Here is a 22,500-nt window from a genome sequence, read left to right on the forward strand (position 1 = left end):
AGATCGCGCCAAGGTTCCCGGCGCCCGCACGGTCGCCGCCCGGCCCTTCGAGGCGGCGTGCGCCGTGACGTCCGATCGGGAACACATCGTCAAATGGGTGGCCAACGAGGTCATGCCGCATGAGGCTGGCGTGCGGGCCTGGTTGCGCCGCGCGCGGGTGCCGGCCGACGAGATCGACGATTTGATGCAGGAGGCCTACGCCAAGCTGGTCGGCTTGCAGCACGTCGATCAGATCGAGAGCCCGGACGGCTACTTTTTCCAGGTCGTTCGCAATCTGCTCACGGACAAATTACGTCGCGCCAAGGTGGTTCGTATCGAAACGGCTACGGAAATCGACACGCTGTCCGTCTGTTCTGATGAGCCGTCACCCGAACAGGCCACGGCTGCGCGTCGTGAACTGTCCCGGGTGCAGGCTCTGATCCAAGCTTTGCCGGAACGCTGCCGGCGGGTATTCGAGCTGCGAAAGGTCCTGGGCGTGCCGCAACGTGAAATCGCCCGACGGCTGGGCATCAGCGAGAGCGCCGTCGAGAACGAGGCGGTCAGGGGCATGCGCCTGATCATGCGCGCGCTGCAGGAAGAGGGCGCCGAGGTGCGTGGCGACCGGGTGAGAAAGACGAATGACCGATCGCGAAACGGCTGAGGATATCGAGGCGGAAGCCGCCCGATGGGTCTGGCGATTGGATCGCGACGGCCGCCTCCCGGAACTGGAGATCCAGCTCGAGACCTGGCTCGCGGGCGACGCGCGCCGTCGTGGCGCCTTCCTGAAAGCCGAGTCGGTGTGGACGCTGCTGGACCGGGCGGGCGGAACGGCGTCGCGATCTTTCGCGAAGCCCGCTCGGCCGGTGTCGCGCCGCGTCCTGTTGGCCGGTGCGGGCGGTGCGATCGCCGCGGCGATGGTCGGGGCCAGTGTCCTGATCCTGCGCGAGGATCAGTTCAGCACAGGCGTCGGCGAGGTTCGCCGCGTGCCGCTTGAGGATGGTTCGGCTGTCGCCATCAACACCGCCTCGGCGGTGGAAGTGGCCTTCCAACGGACGCAACGGACCGTTCGCCTGAAGGACGGCGAGGCCTGGTTCCAGGTCGCCAAGGACGTCCAGCGGCCGTTCGTGGTCGAGGCTGGCGCGGTCCGCGTGCGAGCCGTGGGCACGGCCTTCTCGGTGCGTCGTCGCGCCAATGGCGCCGATGTCCTGGTCACCGAGGGCGTGGTCGAGGTCTGGGCCGAGGGCGCAACCCGCGCGCCGTCGCGCCTCAGAGCCGGGCAGGGGGCCTTCGTCGATGCGAGCGCTGTCGTGCGTCCGGCGGTCGCCGCGCCTGACGCGGTCGATCGAAAGCTGGAGTGGCGTTACGGCAAGATCGATCTGGCCGGCGAAACCCTGGGCGAAGCGGTCGCCGACTTCAACCGCTACAACGAGCGCAAGCTGGTCATCGCCGATCCTGGGATCGCCGACGAGCGCCTCTATGGGGCCTTCAATACCGGCGGGCCAGACGCCTTCGCCGCTGCGGTCGGCGCCAGCCTGGGGATCGAGGTCGAGGTCCGCGACAGCCAAATCATCCTGGGCCGGAGGCGCGCGTCATAACCTCGCCGCCCGCTCTCGAAGACCTCGCAGACGGCGTCGGGCCATCGCCTCGGCCCAGGTCGAGGTCTTCGCGCGGACGCCAGGGACGCCTTTTGGCCTGCCTGATCGTAATCGGGGCGGCGTTGGCGCATCCTGCGCTGGCCGGCGTGAAGACCTTCCGGATCAAGGCGCAGGACGCCGGCCCAGCCGTGACCGAATTCGCCCGTCAGGCGGATGTCCAACTGGTGCTGTCGGCCGCCGCGGCGCAAGGCCGGCGCGCCAACGCCCTGAACGGGACGTTCGATGTCGGCCAGGGGCTGGAGCTCTTGTTAAAGGGCACTGGCCTGCGGGCCCGGCGCATCGCCCCGGGGATCTACGCCGTTACCCTGGAGCCCAGGCCGCGGTCGCCTTCGGCGCCTGTCGTGGTTCAGCCCGTTCCGCCGACCGAGAGCGCGACGCCGACCTCGCTGGATGAGCTGGTGGTGACGGGCACGCGCATCCGCCGGGCCAACACCACGGCCGCCGCGCCCGTGACGACCCTGTCCCAGGCGGAGCTGCGTCTGAGCGGGGTGCTCAATCTGGAGGAGGCGATCAACCGGCTGCCGGAGGCGCGCGCCGACTCGACCCAGTTCACCAACGGCTCGGACGCCGACGGCCGGGCCCAGATCAATCTGCGGAACCTCGGCCATCAGAGGACCCTGGTCCTGCTGGACGGTGAGCGCCTGGCCCCGGTGCAGGCCGTCGACCTCAACATCATACCGGCCGCCCTGGTGCGGCGAGTCGACATTCTGACGGGCGGAGCCTCGACCACCTACGGCTCGGACGCCGTGGCCGGGGTTGTCAACTTCGTGCTGGATCGCGACTTCGAGGGCGTGCGGATCGATGGCGGCTACAGCGTCTACCAGCACGCCAATGACGACGTAGCGGTCCGCGGCGTGATCGCGGGCTTCGCCAACATAAAGACCCCGGCGCGGCGCGTCACCGACGGCGTCCGCAGGGACCTGACCCTTACGGCGGGGACCCGGTTCGCCGGAGGACGCGGCGAGGTCGCTCTTTTTGGCGCCTACCGCAGCCAGGATCCCGTGCAGTGGAAGGATCGGGACTTCTCCGCCTGCCGGATCATCGCGAGCGACGACGACGGCGCGCCGTCCTGTGCGGTCAGCACGCTCTACACGCACCATGGCCGCTTCCAGCCGATTACCGGCCCTTCGGCGGGGCAGGTCTTCTACACCGGGGCGGATGGCGCGTTCGCGCCGGCGGCCGACGGCGACCTTTACGCCGCCAACACCCGTGAGAACTTCAACTTCATGAGGTCGGACGAGCGACGCTCGGCGGGCGCCTTCGTGAACTTCCGGGCGTCCAAGGCCGCCCAATTCCGCGCCAGCCTGCTCTACATGAAGGACGCGACCTACAGTCAGTTCTACCCCTACATCAACACCGTGGACGTGCCCGCGGGGGGCTTCCAGATCAATTGCCGCAACCCTTTCCTGTCGGCCAGCCAGGCCGCCTTGCTGTGCGGTTCGGCGGCCGGATCAAGCCAGATGGTCTCCACCCGATACACCGCGATCATGGGCGGCTCGGGCAGCCGGCCGCTGCGCGCGGAAGCGATCAATCAGGACTACAGGATCAGCCTGGGCCTGGGCGGCGAGGTGTTCGACCATTGGCGGTATGATCTGTCGGCGATCCGCTCGACGGTCTTCAGCTCGCTCTCCGACAGCAACGAGGTCGACCCGAGCCGGCTCAACAGGGCTCTGAACGTCGAGCTGGTCGACGGCGTGCCGACCTGCGTCGCCAGGATCGACGGGACCGATCCCGCCTGCGTGCCGGCCGACATCTTCCGGCAAAACGGCGTCGACCCGCGTTTCTACGCCTATGCCTACCGCGACTATGTCTGGGCCAATCACTATGGGCAGACGGACCTGATCGCCAATTTGTCGGGGGACCTGACGGATTACGGCGTGAAGAGCCCATGGACCGGCCAGGGCGTCGCCGTCGCGCTGGGCCTCGAATACCGCGCCGACTCCCTCAAGCAGAAGATCGACCCGGCGGCGCTGGCGTTCGAACAGCTGAGCCCGCCGCTGCGGGGACGCCAATCGGTGCGCGAGATCTACGGCGAACTGCAGGCGCCGATCGCCGAGGGGCGGCCCTGGATCGAACGGCTGGAGGTCAATGCGGGCGTTCGATATTCAAACTACAATACCGGCGGCGGCCTTCTGGCCACCCGGAAATATGAGCTGCAGTACCAGCCCACGTCCGACTGGCTGGTCCGCGCCAGTCTCAACAAGGCCGCTCGCGCGCCCAATATTTCCGAGCTCTATACCGGTTCGACTTACGGCGTGATCGGCCTGTCGGACCCGTGCTCGGGGCCGTCTCCGGCCGCAAGCCTCATCGCCTGCCAGCGCACCGGCGTGAGCGCCGCCCAGTACGGCCGCATCCCTGATTGTCCAGACCAGCTGTGCCAGACCTATGGCGGCAACGGCAATCGAAGCCTGCATCCCGAGAACGCCAGGACCCGGACGATCGGCCTGGTCTATACGCCGCGCGGCCTGCCCAGCTTCAGCGTCTCCGCCGACTACTACAGGATCGCCGTGAAGGGCTATATCGGCCCGATCCTGGCCGACAGCGTGTTTCAAAGCTGCCTGGACACGGGCCAGGACTACTATTGCCGGTTCGTGCATCGGGCGGCCGATACGGGTGCTCTGTTCGGCAGCCCGGCGACGGGGGGATATATCGCCACCGGCGCCCAGAACACCGCCTTGCTGATCAACGAAGGCGTGGACATCCAGGCCAGCTATAACCTGTCGCTGGGCGCGCTCGGGCGACTGGGTCTCGATCTGACCGGCATGCGGCTGATCACCACCGGCGGCAGGAGCGCGCCGGACGATCCCTTGCGCAACTGCGCCGGCTATTTCGGACCGCCCCAGTGCCATGCGCCCCAGCCGCTCTGGCGTCACAACCTCGTCGCCACCTGGCGGTCGCCCTGGCGTGAGGCGGTCGTGTCCCTCAACTGGCGCCACATCGGCCCGACGCAGCTGGCGGCCAACAGTCGGGACGCCGCCCTCAGCGCCGGGGCGCCCCCGTATGCGTATCCGTCGTTCGCCAAGCTGGAGGCCTATGACTATTTCGATCTGGGAATCTCGATGCGGCTGCGCCCCGGCCTGACCGTCCGCCTGGTGGCCAACAACCTGTTCGACCTGACTCCGCCGGTCGTTCCGTCGACCTTCGTGGACGGCACCACCAACAACCCCAACACCTACACCGGAACCTACGACCCGCTGGGGCGCGACCTGCATCTCGCCTTCAGCCTGGGTTTCTAGCGCCGGCCCGTTTTCATCCTTCATTCGAGTTCCGCTTATGACGTCTCGCCACGCCCTGGTTTCCGTTCTCGCCGCCGCGCTCGGCCTCGCCGCGCCCCTGGCCGTCGCGCGAGCGGAAAGCGCCACCCCCGCCGGCTTCGCCGCGCCGCCTCCGCCAGCGCCCGGCGTCAATACGGTCGCCGACGTCGAGCCACGTGTTTCGCGGCCGGCGGGTCAGCCCTGCGTCACGCCGCTGTTCGCCCCGCGGCAGTTCGAAGGCGTGGAGCCCGTCGCCTTCTCCTATGCGCCGCCGGCGGCTTGTCCGGGGCCGTGGGCCAAGGTCGTGCTGGAAGCCGATTTCGACGTCACCGCGGGCCGGCAGTTCGATCGCACCGCCATCATCCATCTGGGCGGGGTGAACCTCTACTACGGCACCACGATGGAGCCGCGCAAAGCCATCGCCCCGGCCTGGCACGTGGAGCGCGACGTCACCGACTACGCCGCCCTGCTGGCGCAGCCTGGCGCCGGGGAGGTCCTGATCGCCAATGTCGTCAACGAGACCTACACCGGACGGCTAACCGCCAGCGCGCGCCTGCTGTTCTATCCCGCTTCGGCCGCGATACCCGCCGCGGCGGCGCCGCAGATCGTGCAGCCGATCTCTGGCGGCCTCGCCAAGCTCACCAAGGACAAGGACCGCCTGGCGCAGACCGTGGTGTTGCCGGCCAATGTCGAGCGCCTGGCCCTGGACGTCATCGCCCAGGGACAGGCCGACGACGAGTTCTGGTACGACTGCGTTCCTGATCACCTGGCCTCAGACAAGGAGGGACGTTGCGGGGGCGGGGCCTTCCGGCAGGTCGAGGTGTTCGTCGACGGCCAGCGCGCGGGCCTGGCCTCGCTGTTTCCCTGGATCTTTACGGGCGGGATCAATCCGTACCTGTGGTTCCCGGTTCCCGCGCCGGAGACCCTGAACTTCACACCTTCGCGGGTCGACCTGACGCCGTTCGCCGGCCTGGTCAACGATGGGCAGCCGCACCGCATCGAGGTCGCCGTGCCCGGGGTGCGCAACTACTATCTGGTCACCGCCAGCCTGCTGGCCTGGCGCGACGCTGGCGCCAGCGCCACCCGCGGACGGCTGCTCCACAACACGCTGGCGGCCCCGCGCGAGACCACGGACGCACGCCGCGTCCGGGCCGGCGAGCAGGGCCTGAACGGCCGGATCGACACGCGTTTCGCCCAGAAGGGAGAGGTCGCGGGCGTTCTCCAGACCTCTCACGGTGAAGTCACCACCAGCGTGCGCTATGCGATGTCGTTCTCGAACCGCCAGGACTATGTCTCCAATGACAAGGTCCAGATCGGCCGCATGCGGCAGTCGACGCGCCTGCAGGTCGATACGCGGCGGACCGACGCGTCGGGGACCGCGACGCGCCGGGAAGTCGCGTCCTATCCGTTCAGCAGCGTTACCGAGGAAACGGTCACGGCCGACGGGACCAACCAGACCGCCGCCGTCGACCTGACCCTGGCCCGGACCGAGCGCGAAGTCTCCGCGGACGGCAAGGTCTGGACTCGCACCCTCAGCAACCACGTCGCACCGACCGCCCAGGGGCAATTCAACCGCGCCGCCCGACGGTTCCAGAACGCCTCGGGCTCGTCGGTCCAGGCGTATCGACTCGAAGACAGCGCCCTCGGCTGCTACGGCCGCACCGTCGTGGTGAAGGACAACGCCGTGGTCATGGCCCGGGACGGCTGCTGAACACGATCCGGCCATAAGGGCGCGTTTCATGCGCCCAGCAGCGATCGGGCCGGATTTGCGGCGCCTAAAAGCAACGCAGATCCGGCCGTCGTTCCGCAGGCCTAAAAATCCGCTTGGAGCATGTTACGATATAACATAAGTGAAGCCCGAGCATTCTTTTGTGAGGGTCAAATGCGACTGCGTACGATGTTGCTGGCGGCGGCCGGAGTTGGAGGCCTGTTGGCCTGCGCCGCTCAAGCCGGAGCCCAGGATCTGGGCCATTCGGTGTCCGAGGTGGTGATCACCGCCTCGCCCCTGGCCGGCGATCCTGACCGTTTCGCGACCATCGTCGAGCAGGTGAGCCGCGACCAGGTCCTGAGCAACGGCGGGGCCAGTCTGGCCGACGCCCTGCGCAATGTGCCCGGCGTCGCCGGCACGGGCTTCGCGGCCGGCGCCAGCCGTCCGGTGATCCGCGGCATGGACGCCCAGCGCGTGAAGCTGGCCGAGAACGGCCTGTCCAGCTCGGACGTCTCGGACGTCGGTCCCGACCACGGCGTGCCGATCGACCCGCTCGCCGCACAGCAGATCGAGGTCGTGCGCGGCGCGGCCACTCTGCGCTACGGCAGCCAGGCGATCGGCGGCGTCGTCAACGTCATCAACAACCGCATTCCGCTCAAGCCGATCGATGGGATCGAGGGCGAAACCACCGCGGCCTATTCCACCGGCGCGGCGACCGGCGAGGGCACGATCAGCCTCGACGCGGGGCAGGGGCCGTTCGCGGTCCACCTGGACGGCTTCGGCCGTCGGGCCAGCGACTACAAGACGCCGGACGGCGTCCAGCCGAACTCGTTCTTCCGCGGCAACGGCTATTCGGGCGGCGCGTCCTACTTCTTTGGCGACGACAGCCGCGTCGGGGCGAGCGGCACGCACTACGAGGCCCGCTACGGCATTCCGTCCGACGACACCTTCATCCGCATGAAGCAGGACAAGGGCGCGTTCGGCGGGTCGTTCAAGTTCGGCGATGGCGTCCTGCAGCGGGTGAACGTCGACGCCGGCTATGCCGACTACACTCACAGCGAGATCGATCCGGAGAGCAACGAGGTCCTGTCCACCTTCAACAACAAGGAATGGGACGGGCGGATGGAGGCGCTGTTCGGCGCCACGGGTCCGCTCTCGGCCTCGGCGCTCGGCGTTCAGTTCCAGGACCGGAAGTTCAGCGCCCTCGGTGAAGGGGCCGACTATCTGCTGCCCACCCATACCCAGAGCGCCGCGGCCTTCGCGTTCGTGGAGGCGCCGGTCGGCGCTCTGCAATTCCAGGGCGCGGCGCGCGTCGAGCATATCAAGATCGACGGCACGCCGGCCTCGGGCGTCGAGACCAGCCGCGACTATACGCCGTTCAGCGTGTCGGCGGGCTTCACCTATGACGCCTCCGATGCTCTGCGCCTGGGCCTGACGGCCGCCTCGGCGGCGCGAGCGCCGGCCCAGACCGAACTGTTCGCCCGCGGCCCGCACGACGGCCCGGCGACGTTCGAGACCGGCGATCCGGAGCTGAAGATCGAACGCGCCAACTCGCTTGAAGCGACCGCCCGCTACAAACTCGGCTCCGAAGGCCGCATCGAAGCGTCGGTCTGGGGCGCGCACTTCGACAATTACATCTACGGCGCCCTGAGCGGCCGCATGTGCGACGAGGACGGGGTCTGCGAGGCCGGCGGGGCCGGCGAGCTCAAGGAGCTCAACTACGGTCAGCGCGACGCCAACTTCTGGGGCGTCGAGGCCAAGGCCTTCTTCCCGCTGACCTCGGTGGCGGGCGGCAACCTGTCGGGCCAGGTGCTGGGCGACTATGTTCGCGCCAAGTTCACGGGCGGCGGCGACGTGCCGCGCATCCAGCCCGGCCGTTTCGGCGGCGGCCTGGACTGGGCCAACGACAGGGTCGACGCCAGCTTCCTGGTGCTGGCCGTGTCGTCCCAGGACCATGTCGGCGTGGCCGACCTGGCCACCGACGGCTACACCTCCATCGACGCCCAGGTCCGCTGGCGGCCGTTCAAGGCCAAGCCGGGGATCGAGCTGCTGCTGGTCGGCCACAACCTGGCCGACGAGACGATCCGCAACGCCACCGCCCTGAACAAGGACTCGGTCATCATGCCGGGCCGCGACGTGCGCCTGGTGCTCAGCGCCAAGTTCTGACCAGAAGCGACGCCCGCCTCTCCAGGAGACGGGCGTCCCTCGAACATCGACGTCCGCTGCGTCCTCGTGATGGCGGCATGATCCCGTTTTCGGCGGTGAAATTCCTTCGACAGCGGTGTCTTTCTCCCGCGCTATAGACAACGTTGTCGTAGCTTCGTACGACAACGTTGTCGTTGCGGTCGTCGAGCCGCCGGCGAAAAGGCCTCCGTGGAGAGGCCGGAGGAAACACGGGGCCTGTCATGACCATTCGCACCCTCACGCTCGTCTCAAGTCTCGCCATCCTGGCTGCGACATCAGCGCAAGCCGCCCGACCGTCCGAGCAGCCTTGGATGAATTCCAAGCTGTCGGCGGACGAGCGCGCGGCGCTGCTGGAGAAGGAGCTGACCCTCGACGAGCGCATCGGCCTGCTACACGGGCCGATGTCGATGCCGATCTTCGGGATCACCAAGCCCGAGGGGGCGATCGGCTCGGCGGGCTACATCCCGGGCATCGCGCGCCTCGGCGTGCCAGCCCTGCAGGAAAGCGACGCCAGCCTGGGCGTCACGAACCCGCTCGGCGTGCGCCCGGGCGACGGCGCCACGGCCCTGCCGTCGGGTCTGGCGCTGGCGGCGACCTTCAACACCAGGCTGGCCTATGAGGGCGGGGCCGTGGTGGGGCGCGAGGCGCGGGCCAAGGGGTTCAACGTCCAGCTGGCGGGCGGCGTCAACCTGGCGCGCGATCCGCGCAACGGCCGCAACTTCGAATATCTCGGCGAAGACCCGTGGCTGGCCGGCAACCTGGCCGGCGCGTCGATCAAGGGGATCCAGGACCAGGGGATCATCTCGACGATCAAGCACTTCTCGCTGAACGGCCAGGAGACCAGCCGCCACTTCGCCAATTCGGTGATTGACGAGGCGGCGCATCGCGAAAGCGACCTGCTGGCCTTCCAGATCGCCATCGAGAAAGGCCAGCCGGGCTCGGTGATGTGCGCCTATAACCTGGTCAATGGCGACTACAGCTGCGGCAACGACCACCTGCTGAACAGCGTCCTGAAGGGCGACTGGGCCTACAAGGGCTGGGTGATGTCGGACTGGGGCGCGGTCCACGCCACCGACTACATCGTCAAGGGCCTGGACCAGCAATCGGGCGAACAGCTGGACGCCAAGATCTGGTTCGGCGCGCCGTTGAAGGCCGCCGTCGAGAAGGGCGAGATCCCGGCCGCGCGGCTGTCGGACGCCAGCCGCCGCATCCTGCGCTCGATGTTCGCCGCGGGCCTGTTCGACAAGCCGGTGTCGCCGGGCGGCGCCATAGACTACGCGGCCAACGCCGAGGTGGCCGGGGCGGCGGCGGCCGAGGGCGTCGTGCTGCTGAAGAACCGCGAGGGCCTGCTGCCCCTGGCCGCCACGGCCAAGACCATCGCCGTGATCGGCGGCCATGCCGACGCCGGCGTGCTGTCGGGCGGCGGCTCGTCCCAGGTAGTCCCGCCGGGCGGGGCGAAACGCGTGGTGCCGCTGGGCGGCGAGGGGATGATGGGCCCGTTCCGCAGCGAGTACTTCAACGGATCCTCGCCCCTGGCCGCCATCCGCAAGGCCGCGCCGGACGCCAAGGTCACGTTCGACGACGGACGCTACGTGTCCGCGGCCGTCGCCGCGGCCAAGGCCGCCGACGTGGTGGTGGTGTTCGGCAACCAGTGGATGGGCGAGGGGGAAGACGCGGCGGACCTGTCCTTGCCGGACGGCCAGGACGCCCTGATCGCCGCCGTCGCGGCCGCCAACCCCAACACCGTAGTGGTGCTGCAGACCGGCGGTCCGGTGGCTATGCCCTGGCTGGACCAGGCCGGCGCGGTGGTCGAGGCCTGGTACTCGGGCGCCAAGGGCGGCGAGGCGATCGCCGACGTGCTGTTCGGCGCGGTCAATCCCTCGGGCCGCCTGCCGGTGACCTTCCCGGCTTCGCTGGCGCAATATCCGCGCGAGGCGCTGCCGGGGCGCGGCCTGCCGGAAAAGACCCAGTTCGACGTAGTCTATAGCGAGGGCGCCGACGTCGGCTATCGCCGCTTCGCCACGAGCGGCCAGAAGCCGCTGTTCCCGTTCGGCTATGGCCTGTCCTACACCCAGTTCGCCTATTCGAACCTGAAGGTGACCGGCGGCGACAGCCTGACGGTCAGCTTCGATGTCGCCAATACAGGACAAAGGGCCGGCAAGGACGCGCCTCAGGTCTATCTGACCGATGCGGCCGGCAAGCCGGTCCAGCGGCTGATCGGATTCGACAAGGTCGACCTGAAACCGGGCGAAACGCGCCGCCTCGCCCTCACCGCCGACGCCCGTCTGCTGGGGCGCTTCGACGCCAAGGCCAGGCGCTGGGTGATCGACGCCGGTCGCTACCAGGTGGGCGTCGGCGGGGCCTCCAATGACCTGGCCCTGAGCGGCGCCGCCAAGCTGAAGGCCAGGACCCTGAAACCCTGACCTTGCGCGCGGGCGTCGCCGGCGAGGCGGCGCCCGGCCATTCGAATCTAGGAGCGCATCTGATGAATATGGTTCTCGTCGATGAGGAACAGGTCCTCGCCTTTCGCGCCGCGCTTCCGGCGGTGACGAAGGTCTGTCTCCAGGAAGTGCTGGGCGTCAGCGAGACGACCTGGACGCGGTTGAGGAAGGGGCGACCGATCCGTCGCTCGACCTATGATCGCCTGCTATGCCGGCTCGCACGGATCTCGGCCGCCGCCTGACGACGGCGCTTCACTGTTCTCGGAAAGCCCGGAACAGGCGCTGCTGCAGCGGCTCGACGAGGTACTGCAGGGCGGTGCGCTTGCGAAGCGGCACCACCACCTCGACGGGCAGTCCGGCCTTCAGCATCGGCGGGTCGCGGCCGGGCTGCCTCAGGGCGGCCAGTTCCTCGGGCGGCACGGCGACTTCGGCGCGGAAGTAGCGCGCTCCGGTCTTCTCGTCGGTGAAGCCGTCGGCCGACAGCTTGGTCACCTTGCCTTCCAGCAGCGGCAGGTGGCGGTCGTGGAAGGCGCTCAGGCGCACGTCGGTGGTCTGGCCGACATGGATGTCGTCGGCGTCGTTGGCCGCCACCCGAGCCTCGATGACCAGGGGCGCGCGCCGGGGCACGATTTCCATCAGGGTGTCGCCAGGCTGCGCCAGGCCGCCGACCGTGAACACCTTCAGTCCCACCACCTGGCCCGAGGCCGGGGCCCTGACCATGCCGCGGGACAGCTGGTCGCGCGCCGCCGCCAGCTTGGGCTTCAATTCGTTGAGCTCGACCTCGGCCGCGCGCAGGTCGACGATGACCTCGTCCATCTGCTGGCGGTCGACCTGCAGGGCCTGCATGCGGGTCTCTCCGATGCCCTCGCGGGCGCTGGCGGCCTGGGCGCGGAAAGCCCCGTCGGCCCCGGCCAGGTCGGCGGCGGCGCGCTCCAGGGCCCGCACCCGGGTCAGGGGCGCATAGCCCTGGGCGGCCAGCTTCCTCATGCCCTCCAGCTCATCGCCGATCAGCCGCTGCTGCTCGCGATTGGCGGCCAGCTGGCGTTCGTAGCCGTGGATCTGCTCGCTCAGCTGACTGGCGCGCTCACCCAGAACCCCATGCTGCGACGCCCGCGCGCTGCGCCGGGCGGCCAGTTGACGGCGTTCCAGCGCCATGGCCTCGTCGGCCAGGAGTTTGTCCTCGGGAGGCAGGCCGATGAAGGCCAGGGGCGTGGCCGGTCCGGCCAGGCCGTCGCGCTCGGCGATCAGCCGGGCCCGCTGGGCCTCGAGCGCGAACAGCCGCGAGGCCAGGGCCCGCTCCTGGGCCCGGATATCCTGGACATTGATCTCGACCAGCACCTGGCCCTGGCGAACGACGTCGCCCTCCTGCACGCGAAGGGCCGAGATGACGCCGCCCTCGCGATGCTGCACGGCCTGGCGGCTGCCCGACACCGCCACCACGCCGGGGGCGTAGGCGCCGGCGTCTAGCGGGGCCAGGGCCGCCCAGCCCAGAAAGCCGATGAAGAAGGCGCCGGCCGCCGCCAGACCGACGCGCAACTCCCAGCGGGTCCCGTCGTCCGGACCGTCGTCCTCCAGGATGCCGGCCGGAATGATCTGGTCATAGTTCGATTGGATCAGCGAACCGCTCATGGTTGCCTCGTGGCGCGCAGGTCGGGACCGGCGTTGGCGGCGCGCGGCAGGCTGGCGACGCGCGCCTCCAGCGCCTTGAGCACGTCGCGGCGGGGGCCGTAGAGATCGACCGCGCCCTCGCGCAGCACCAGCAGCTTGTCGGCGATGCCCAGGATGTTGAGCCGATGGGCGATGATCACCAGGGCCGCGCCCCGGGCCTTCTGGGCGGCGACGGCGTGCTCCAGGGCGGTCTCCCCTTCGGAGTCGAGGTTCGAATTGGGCTCGTCCAGCACGAAGATCTTCGGCTCGCCGTACAGGGCCCGCGCCAGGGCCAGGCGCTGGGCCTGGCCGGCCGACAGCCCGCCGCCGTTCGGACCCAGGCGGGTCTCATAGGCGTCCGGCAGCCGCAGGATCATCTCGTGGGCCCCGGCGGCCATCGCGGCGGCCACGGCGCGGGCGTCGATCTCGGCCGGGTCGCTTTCGAGGATGCTGGCGAAGCGGGCGATGTTTTCCTTCACCGTGCCGGCGAACAGGCCGCAGTTCTGCGGCAGGTAGCCGATATGGGCGGCCAGCCGCTCCTGCTGCCAGTCGGCCAGGTCGGCGCCGTCGACCCGGATGCAGCCGTGATCCGGCGCCAGGGCCCCGACCAGCAGCCGGGCCAGGGTGGTCTTGCCGGAGCCGCTGGGGCCGACGACGCCGATGATCTCGCCGGGGTTCACGTCGAACGACACGCCGCGCAGGATCATGCCGGAGCCGTCGGCGGCGCGGATGCTGGCCTGTTCGGCCCGCAGGCGCCCCTCGGGATCGGGCAGGCGGGTGCGCGGGATCGGCGTGGGGGCCTGGCGGAACAGCTCGACCAGGGTGTGGAACCCGTCGCGGGCCTGGATCACGCCCTTCCAGGCGCCGACGATCTGCTCGATCGGCGCCAGGCTGCGACTGAGCAGGATCGAGGCGGCGATCACCCCGCCGGCCGAGATCTCGTGCCGCACGGCCAGCCAGGCGCCCGTGCCCAGGGCCAGGGATTGCAAGGTCAGGCGCAGGAAGCGGATCAGGCCCGAATAGACGCCGCCGGTGAACTGGGCGCCGGCCTGCAGGCCGACCGCCGCGCGGCGCTCGATCAGCTGGCGGACGATCAGCGGCTGGCGCATGCCCAGGGCGCGGACCAGTCCGCCATGCGAGGCGATGGCCTCCTGGGCGGCGTAGGCCTGGGCCGAGGCTTCGTGCAGCGCGCCGAGCTTGGCGCGGGTGGCCCTCTCGTTGAGGATCGCCAGGACCAGCAGGGCCCCGGCGCCGCACACCGAGATCACGCCCAGCACCGGATGGAGGATGAAGCACAGGGCCAGGTAGATGGGCGTCCACGGGGCGTCCAGCAGGGCCAGGGCGGCCGGGCCGGCGACGATGTTGCGGAAGGCGTCGAACTCTCGCATCGCTTGGCGCAGCCGAGGTCCGGCCGCGTGGTCCAGGCCGCCGGTCAGGCGGGCCAGGACCTCGGCGGCCAGTTCGCGGTCCAGCCGCAGGCCCAGCCGAACCAGCACCCGCTGACGCAGGCTGTCCAGCATGGCCAGGGTGGCCAGGGCGAAGACCACCGCCACCGTCAGGAAGGCCAGGGTCAGGGTCCCGCCGGTGGGCAGGACCCTGTCGTAGATCTGCAGCATGTAGAGCGTCGGGGCCAGGTACAGGATATTGACCAGGGCGCTGAAGCCGGCGGCGATCAGCACATGCCGCCGGCAGGTCCGCAGCGCGGTGGCGAGCGGCTCCGGGATCCGTTTCCGGGACCGGTCCGCTCGTCCCCCAGCCGCGCTGCGCCCGCTCATGCCAGCACGTCTTCGTGGTAGCGGGTCAGGGCGTCGACGAACACGTGGTCATCGGCGCTGCAGGAATAGAACACGCCGTTGACCGTGCCGTGGTTGTTGTACTCGTCCAGGGCGGTGTGAAGCCCCGCACCAGACCCTTGCCAGGCCGCGCTGTTCTGCTTGATGGCGGGGCCGTTGAAGTCGGCGACCCCGTCATGGTTGGCGTCGGCGTACTGTTGCAGCCAGTCGATCGCCAGGTCCATCTTGTGGGCCGGACTGTTGGGGTCGGCCGGACTGCCGGCGCCGTTGCCGGCCTCGAAGTTCAGCCAGGCGGCGATCACGTCGCGTCCCAGCACATAGCGGGCGTCCTGCTGGACCTTCTGCGAGGCGTCGAGCACCTTCAGGGCCAGGGCCAGCGACATCTGCAGGGTGTCCTCGCCGGCGTCGGTGATCCCGTTGCCGTTGTCGTCGCCCAGCAGGATGTAGCGTTCCTCCTTGTTGCTGCTGCCCGCGTCGGGACCGTCATTGATGCCGTTGTTGAAGGCCAGAAGTTCGCCGGTCGCGAACTCGGGGCCGGACTTGGTTTCGTTGCCGACCGTGCCGTCCCAGAAGGTCAGGCCGTTGGGCGACAGCCAGAAGCCGGGGGTCCGAGTGCCGACGCAGTCGATCAGGCCGTAATAGTAGGCCAGGTCGTGGTCGGTGGCCGTGCCGCCGGAATAGGTCCCGCTGGCCGTGGCGTCGTTGACGTGTTGCCCGGCGGTCCAGGCGGCGTCGTAGTAGAAGGTGTTGGTCTCGCCGACGTCGAGCACGCCCAGCGACATCGCCGTGCCGGGCGCCGCGCCATTCAGGTCGAACACCGAGTCCGTGACCGTGGCGTTGGTCAGGGTGACGTTGCCGGTGTTGGTCACCACGAACTTGAACTGGATGTCCGCGCTTGAGGTGGCGACCGGTCCTTGCGGATTGTCGGCGTCGTCCCAGGTCAGGCCGCCGTCGATCGACACGTACTTTTCGATGTCGAGGCTGGCGCGCTGCTCGACCGGTACGCTGGCGTCGTCGGTGTCGGGCCCGGTTTCGTTGGAGTCGGCCGTGGCCGTATTCTCCAGCGCGCCGTCGCCGCCGCCGTTGGAGTCCAGTTCGCCCTGGGTCACGGTGTGCGCGGCCGTGTAGGCCCAGGTCTCGCCGACCTCCAGCAGGCCGTCGTTGTCGCCGACCAGGTCAGTTCCGCGGACGATCGAGCCGACATCCGCGAACGGGTCGGTGACGGTCACGTCGGTCAGGGTGGTATTGCCGGTGTTGGCGACGGTGATCGTGTAGCTGATCAGTTCGCCGGCCGCATCGGCCGTGCCGCCGGGGACGCTGGCGTCCTTGGTGATGTTGAGGGCCGGGTTGCGGGCGACGGGGACGCTGGCGTCGTCGGTGTCGGGGCCGGTTTCGTTGGAATCGGCCGTGGCCGTGTTTTCCAGTGCGCCGTCGCCGCCGCCGTTGGAGTCGATCTCAGCCTGGGTGACGGTGTGGGCCGCCGTGTAGCCCCAGGTTTCGCCGACCTCCAGCAAGGCGTCGTTGTCGCCGACCACGTCGGCGCCGCGGACGATCGAGCCGACGTCCGCGAACGGATCGGTGACGGTCACGCCAGTCAGGGTGGTATTGCCGGTGTTGGCGACGGTGATCGTGTAGCTGATCAGTTCGCCGGCCGCATCGGCCGTGCCGCCCGGGACGCTGGCGTCCTTGGTGATGTTGAGGGCCGGGTTGCGGGCGACGGGGACGCTGGCGTCGTCGGTGTCGGGGCCGGTTTCGTTGGAGTCGGCCGTAGCCGTGTTCTCCAGCGCTCCGTCGCCGCCGCCGTTGGAGTCGATCTCGGCCTGGGTGACGGTGTGGGCCGCCGTGTAGCCCCAGGTTTCGCCGACCTCCAGCAAGGCGTCGTTGTCGCCGACCACGTCGGCGCCGCGGACGATCGATCCGACATCCGCGAACGGATCGGTGACGGTCACGCCGGTCAGGGTGGTGTTGCCGGTGTTGGCGACGGTGATCGTGTAGCTGATCAGCTCGCCGGCCGCGTCGGCCGTACCGCCGGGGACGCTGGCGTCCTTGGTGATGTTCAGGGCCGGGTTCTGGGCGACGGGGATCGAAGCGTCGTCGGTGTCGGGGCCGGTCTGGTCGCTGTCGGCGGTGGCGGTGTTGTCGATCGTGCCGCCGGCGTCGATCTCGGCCTGGGTGACGGTATGGGTCGCCGTGTAGTGCCAGATTTCGGTCAGATCCAAGGCGTTGTCGTGGTCAAGGTCGCCGCTGTTGAAGCCTGCGACGAGGACCGGCGCCAGGTTCGACACGAACGGATCTGTCACCGTCACGCCCGTCAGTACGACGTTGCCGGTGTTGGCGACGCTGATCGTGTAGCTGATCACCTCGCCCGCCCAGTCGGCCGTGCCGCCCGGGACGCTGGCGTCCTTGGTGATGTTCAGGGCCGGATTGGGCAGGAAGTTGCCGATCTGGACGCTGTAGTTGCCCACGGAGGACACATCGACCGTCTCATAGTCGCCCGTGGTCTGCACCCAGCCGGCCTGCAGCACCTCGTCGATGCGCACCGATTCCAGCGACGTGCCTACGCCGCCGAAGTGGAAGAGGCCGTTGGCGTCTGTGACCGTCGAGCGTTCCCCCGCGTCGAGCAGGCCGTTCGCGTTGCTATCGATGAAGATGGTCCAGCCGGCCAGGCCGACCTCGCCCGCGTCCATGACGCCGTTGCCATTGGTGTCGCCGAACTTGATCCCATTGATGGTCGACACCTTCTCGGTGTTGAACTCCTCGAAGCCGTCATTGGCGGCATAGGCCGTGCCCGGGGTGCCGAAGTCGGCGAACAGGGTGATGTAGTCGGCGCTGAAGTCGGCTCCGGCGAACGCCGACACCGGCACGAAGAAGACGTAGTCGTCATTGCCGCTGCCGGACGAATGGGCGTCGAGCAGCAATCGGGTGTCGCCGCCGCTGTCCAGGTCGAAGACCTTGGTGAAGTCGGAGTCCAGTTCATGCGTCGCCGAGACATAGTTCGCGCCGGTGGCTGGAGCCGATGAATAGTAGAGTTTCAGGCTGGTCAGGGAGATCAGGGTGTTGGCGTTGGTCTGGTTCAGGTCGAGCCGGAACTCGAAATACTCCACGCCATTGATGATTTTGACCGGGATGTCGTTGAACGTCAGGCTGCTGGTCTTGCTCTGGTCGGTGTCCAGGACGCCCGTGGCGTCGGTGTTGAAGCCTTTTTCGTCGCCGTCGTTGTCGTCGATGCCGAGGAAGGGAGAATAGATGCCGGTGCCCGAGCCGATCGGGTCGCCATAGGTTACGATGACGCCGTCGATCGTCGTCGTACTGCCGGGGGAAGTGAGGTCGATGTCGGCCATGACTGGCTCCTGAACATTCCGCGCGCGTGCAGTCCCGCTCGTCCGCGCGATCCAAAGGAAGGCTTCAGTCACGGCGTCGCCGTCGGAGCGTGCTGGGAGGCGCTCCAACATCGACGCCGGAGGCGCGCGCGTCGTCTCTGGAGCGTCGGAGGAGGGGGCTGGGGGAGGGAAGACCCGCGCCCACAGTGTCCGCGACCATCGCCGTTCACGGGGCGCTACGTCTGCCAACGCGAAGCGAAACAGAGGTTAGCGATCGCTCCGGCTTTGGTCTGTGTCAATAGTATTGAAAAGTAAATCTAAACTACAGATGTTATATGGAATATATAAATTCAACTAATTTGAACCAATTATCGTAAAATTGAAAAGCATAGTGCGGCGATGTTGGCGAGCGGAAAAGCTTCGTGGGATTTATTGTATTTTGAGGTGGGCAGTGGGTTTGTAAATTGGGTGCTGGTGTTCCCGCGGTGGAATTTTCACCGCTATCCTGATACTCTGGCGCGCCGACAGGGTGAAGATCCAGGCCTGGCAAAGCGTCTGGATCTGAGGCGCAACGCAGGTTGAACGAGGTCGACCTCGCCAGTCCAGCTCGACCAGAATGCGCCTGGCCCGCTCGTCCCGGCCCGCGAGGGGGCGGCGGCCTGACTGGCCAGTCCCGCGACCTGATTCGCTTGCGCCGCGCCAGGCTCTGCATCGACGCGCCGCATGAGTCCGAACTTGAAATTGCCGCTGGCGTCAACGTTCCCGCGCCTATGGAGGAAATTCACGCCTACAATCCATGTTTGCATATTTGGAAAACTGTTGACTAATAAAAATGAAAACGGCTAGCTTAGGTGAAAATGACGCCGACTGAGCGGCGTCCTTGGGGGAGGGGAACAAACGTGAAGAATCCGATCTGTGCGCGCCGTCTGCTAGTCGCTAGCGCTTCGCTCGGCGTACTGTGCGCGATGACAGCGCTAGCAGCGCCGGCCGCGGCACAGGAAGCCTCGGCGAAGTCCAGCGACGGCAAGTCCGTTGAAACCGTGACGGAAGTGGTCGTCACCGCGCGGCGCAAGGCGCTGCAAACGGCCATCGAGATCAAGAGGAACGCCGACACGATCGTCGACTCGATCGTGGCCGACGAGGCCGGCAAGCTGCCCGACAATTCGATCACCGAAGTGCTTCAGCGCGTGTCGGGCGTGTCGATCTCGCGTTTCACCGGGACCAACGGCGGCAGCACCGCGTTCCAGATCGAAGGCACGGGCATCACCGTGCGCGGCCTTCCGTTCAATTCGAGCACGCTCAACGGGCAGCAGCTGTTCAGCGCCAACGGCGCCAGCGCCATCAGCTGGAACGAAGTCACGCCCGAGCTGATGGCCGGGGTCGACGTCTACAAGGCCACGCGCGCCGACCTGATCGAAGGGGGGGCGTCCTCGATCGATCTGCGCACCCACCTGCCGTTCGATTTCCGCGACACTCAGTTCAACGTCACCGCGGGCGGCAGCTACGGAACCCTGGCGAAAAAGGCTTCGCCCCGCGTTTCGGCCATGTACTCGAAGCGTTTCGACACCAATATCGGCGAATTCGGCGTGTTGTGGGACCTTGCCTACAGCCGTCTGCACCAGCAGAGCAGCGACCTGCAGGTCGGCGCCATGTTCGGCGAATGGGCGACAGACTCCAAGCGCGCCGATCATATGGCCTTCGTTCCCAGCTCGTTCAACTGGAGCAACAACCAGAGCAAGCGCGACCGGTACGGCGCCTATCAGGCCATTCAGTGGAAGCCGTCGTCCAACCTGACGCTGACCAACACCGTATTCTACACGCAGTATGTCGAGGATGGTCGGGGGACCACCGGGGGCGTGGGGTCGAGCCCGTCCGCCGCGTCCGCCGTCATGCCCAAGGTCGGCACTCCAGTCGAATATGACGCCGATGGCGGCTTCCGGAAGGGAAGCCTGACGGTCGGGTCCTCCGGCAATTCGGTGGATTGGTCGAACACGACCGCGAGCGACAGTTTCAAGGCGGCGAACGGCGGCTGGTTCCCCTCCTACTATATGATGGACTGCGGCGGCGTCTTTGGCAGTCCCGCGTCGTCGCTTCAGTGGGACTGGTCGGCCAATTCAAATATCGATCCGTCGAATCCCCCTGCCAATTGGGACGGCAGGCGTCTGGTGCAGTGCGGTCCCGCGGGCACGTTCAACCCCAGCGGCGGGTCGTCGGTGTCGCACAGCAAGAATTCCACGCTGGATATTTCGCAGAGCTTCGTCTGGACCCCTGGGGACCGGGTGGCGGTGCGGGCCGGCGCGCAATATGTCCGTTCCAAGGCGACCGGGCGGAACATGTTTGTCAACATCGCCCAGACCAGCCCGCTGGTGACGTCGATGGACGTCGACCTGACGGGGTCGTTGCCGGTCTTGTCTGGCCTTTCCACCGCCGGCCTGCTGGACAAGAGCAAGGCGTACCTGACCAATTTGGCCTACCATGAACCCGTCAACAAAGGGGAGATGGTGGCCGCCCACATCGACCTTGAATACCGGGTCAGCGACGACGGCTTCCTGCGCAGCGTCAAGGTTGGCGCTCGGACCGCCAACCGCATCGAGAACGACAACAACGTGGGGACCTATTGGGCGCCGCTGGGTCAGTCGTGGCTGGGCGATCCGTGGCCGGCGCACCCCGGAGACCCGACGTACGGCGCGGGAAATATTCAGTATCTCACCAACTCCAATGTCCGGCAGTCGGACTATGAGATCGGCACCTTCGCGAATTTCTTCGGCGGCAAGGCGGCTGTTCCAGCTCAGCTTTTCGTCCCCAGCCAATCGCTCATGCAGAGCTATGACTGGTACCATCTGCTCAAGACCTATAACGGGCAGCCGCGCGACGACGGGCAGCCTCGGACCGCGGATGACTATTGGCGGGAATATATCGATCAGGGGGTGAACAAGACCAGCAGCCACATCGTCAGCCAGGCCGCCTATATCCAGGCCAAGTTCGCGCACGACGGTTTCGGATTCATCCCGGCGTTCTCGGGTAATATCGGCGTTCGTGTGTTCCACGACTCTCTGCGGGCGAGCGATCTGCTGTCGACGCCGAACGCTCAGAACCTTGTCCTGACCGAAGCCGACAGCACCGCGTACTTCAACGCGCAGCAGGCGAACGTACCGACTCCATCGCCCCTGTACCCGACGACCTATGCGTTTGTCAGGCCTGCGGCGGAGGATAATAATGCCTATTTCACGAAGAGCCGCGACTATGACTACACGCGGGTTCTGCCTTCGTTCAACGTCAAGTTCGACGTAACCGACAAGTTCATCGTTCGCGCCGCCGCGTCCAGGTCGTCCGCTCCGCCCAATCTCAACGACATCCGCGCGGGCGGTTCGACCAGCGCCAGGTCGCTTGCCAACGCCAATACGCAGGCGCCCTCGATCCTCACGGGTATCGTCGTCAACGGCGGGGGCGAAAACCAGAAACCGACGATGATCAACAGCGAAGATCTGGCGTTCGAATTCTATCCGTCGTCGTCCAGCTTCTTCTACGTCGATCTGTTCGCCAAGCAGGTCGAGGATCACCCGGTGTTCTATTCGTTCACCGTCGACAATCTTCCCGTTGAGATGGTGGCGTACGCCAATGGTAACACCCGCCCGGCCCAGGCCGGCGATGTGGACCTGGGGACGCCGGTAACCCTTACCCTGCCGTGGCTCTATCTGCAGAACAAGACGGCGGAGCAGAAGGCTCGCATCAAGGGCTTCGAGATCGGCGGTCGCAAGTTCTTCGACCAGCTCCCGGGCGTGTTTAGAGGGTTCGGCCTCGAAGGCAACCTGACTTATATCGACAGCACCAACCCCTCCCAGCAGGCCAACGGCGTGCTGACCCGCCCGCCGGCCGGCGTCCCGGACAGCTTCCGGGGGCTCAATCCGGACGGCACGGTCCCGCACACCTACGACAACCTTCCCTACGCCGGATTGTCGAAGTGGGCCTACAACATCCAGCTGCTGTACAACCGCGACAGGGTCAATTTCCGTCTGGCGTACAACTGGCGCAGCAAGGCGTTGCTGTCGACCAACGTCAATCCGCTGTCCTATGCGACCAGCGGCGGCAATCCCTATACCCTCAACACCAGCCCGACCAACTTCGACAAGGACCATTCCTTCCCTGTGTACAACATGGTCCCCGCCTACATGGCGGCGGCCGGTTACCTGGATCTGGGCTTCGACTACAAGTTGAGCGAGAAGGTTTCGGTTTCGTTCAACGCCAACAACCTTCTCAACACGAAGTCGAAAACCCTTCAGGAGCCCGTGCCCGGCGTGTTCGAGCCGTACGATTACAACGTCAGCGATCGGCGCTACGAACTCACCGCGCGGATGCGCTTCTAACCCTCTGAACGCGGAAGGGCGCTTCATCGAGAAGCGCCCTTCCTTTTTTCGAATACGGTATCGCGACCGGTTAAGCCCGGTCGCCTGCTGCAGGCGCGGCCGGTCGGGGCGCGCCTTGACCGACCTCCCGCCGCCGCATACGCCTGAAGCCCCTT

The 22,500-nt window shown here is 67.4% G+C and carries 11 protein-coding genes; 8 read left to right on the forward strand and 3 right to left on the reverse strand.

Annotated features, from left to right (window positions below):
* Positions 1 to 64 precede the first annotated feature (64 nt).
* The 7 genes from EV278_RS03770 to EV278_RS03800 all read left to right on the forward strand — a co-directional run bounded on the left by EV278_RS03770 (position 65) and on the right by EV278_RS03800 (position 11,463).
* Positions 65 to 640, forward strand: a complete 576-nt coding sequence (locus EV278_RS03770; RefSeq protein WP_132086795.1) for an RNA polymerase sigma factor — start codon at positions 65 to 67, stop codon at positions 638 to 640.
* Complete coding sequence (locus tag EV278_RS03775; RefSeq protein ID WP_132086797.1) at positions 618 to 1,574, forward strand: FecR domain-containing protein; 957 nt, start codon at positions 618 to 620, stop codon at positions 1,572 to 1,574. The genes EV278_RS03770 and EV278_RS03775 overlap by 23 nt, the downstream gene beginning before the upstream one ends.
* Before the next feature lie 122 nt (positions 1,575 to 1,696).
* Positions 1,697 to 4,870, forward strand: coding sequence for a TonB-dependent receptor (locus EV278_RS03780; protein WP_165916514.1), 3,174 nt, complete (start codon positions 1,697 to 1,699; stop codon positions 4,868 to 4,870).
* 37 nt (positions 4,871 to 4,907) lie between these two features.
* The gene (locus tag EV278_RS03785) at positions 4,908 to 6,599 is read left to right on the forward strand and encodes a peptide-N4-asparagine amidase (RefSeq protein WP_132086801.1); all 1,692 of its coding nucleotides are present in this window, start codon (positions 4,908 to 4,910) and stop codon (positions 6,597 to 6,599) included.
* 171 nt (positions 6,600 to 6,770) lie between these two features.
* Positions 6,771 to 8,762 carry a TonB-dependent receptor gene (locus EV278_RS03790; protein WP_132086803.1) on the forward strand — a complete coding sequence of 664 codons (1,992 nt, stop codon included), beginning with the start codon at positions 6,771 to 6,773 and terminating at the stop codon, positions 8,760 to 8,762.
* A 329-nt stretch (positions 8,763 to 9,091) separates the two neighbouring features.
* Positions 9,092 to 11,203, forward strand: a complete 2,112-nt coding sequence (locus EV278_RS03795) for a beta-glucosidase (RefSeq protein ID WP_243692069.1) — start codon at positions 9,092 to 9,094, stop codon at positions 11,201 to 11,203.
* A 62-nt stretch (positions 11,204 to 11,265) separates the two neighbouring features.
* Positions 11,266 to 11,463: a hypothetical protein gene (locus EV278_RS03800; RefSeq protein WP_132086807.1), complete on the forward strand. Its 198-nt coding sequence runs from the start codon at positions 11,266 to 11,268 to the stop codon at positions 11,461 to 11,463.
* A gap of 10 nt (positions 11,464 to 11,473) precedes the next feature.
* On the opposite strand, the gene EV278_RS03805 is transcribed toward EV278_RS03800, so the two are convergent.
* From EV278_RS03805 to EV278_RS03815, 3 genes are read right to left on the reverse strand one after another with little or no spacing between them, the layout of a single operon-like run.
* Positions 11,474 to 12,850, reverse strand: coding sequence for an HlyD family type I secretion periplasmic adaptor subunit (locus tag EV278_RS03805; RefSeq protein WP_132086809.1), 1,377 nt, complete (start codon positions 12,848 to 12,850; stop codon positions 11,474 to 11,476).
* On the reverse strand, positions 12,847 to 14,643 hold the full coding sequence (locus EV278_RS03810) for a type I secretion system permease/ATPase (protein WP_132086811.1): 1,797 nt from the start codon (positions 14,641 to 14,643) through the stop codon (positions 12,847 to 12,849). Before EV278_RS03810 ends, EV278_RS03805 begins: the two co-directional genes overlap by 4 nt.
* On the reverse strand, positions 14,640 to 18,002 hold the full coding sequence (locus tag EV278_RS03815) for a DUF11 domain-containing protein (RefSeq protein WP_165916515.1): 3,363 nt from the start codon (positions 18,000 to 18,002) through the stop codon (positions 14,640 to 14,642). The genes EV278_RS03810 and EV278_RS03815 overlap by 4 nt, the downstream gene beginning before the upstream one ends.
* Positions 18,003 to 18,880: 878 nt before the next feature.
* Here EV278_RS03815 and EV278_RS03820 point away from each other — a divergent pair.
* Positions 18,881 to 22,345 carry a TonB-dependent receptor gene (locus EV278_RS03820; protein WP_132086815.1) on the forward strand — a complete coding sequence of 1,155 codons (3,465 nt, stop codon included), beginning with the start codon at positions 18,881 to 18,883 and terminating at the stop codon, positions 22,343 to 22,345.
* Positions 22,346 to 22,500 lie beyond the last annotated feature (155 nt).

This window comes from Caulobacter sp. BK020 (assembly GCF_004342605.1).
GTDB lineage: Bacteria > Pseudomonadota > Alphaproteobacteria > Caulobacterales > Caulobacteraceae > Caulobacter.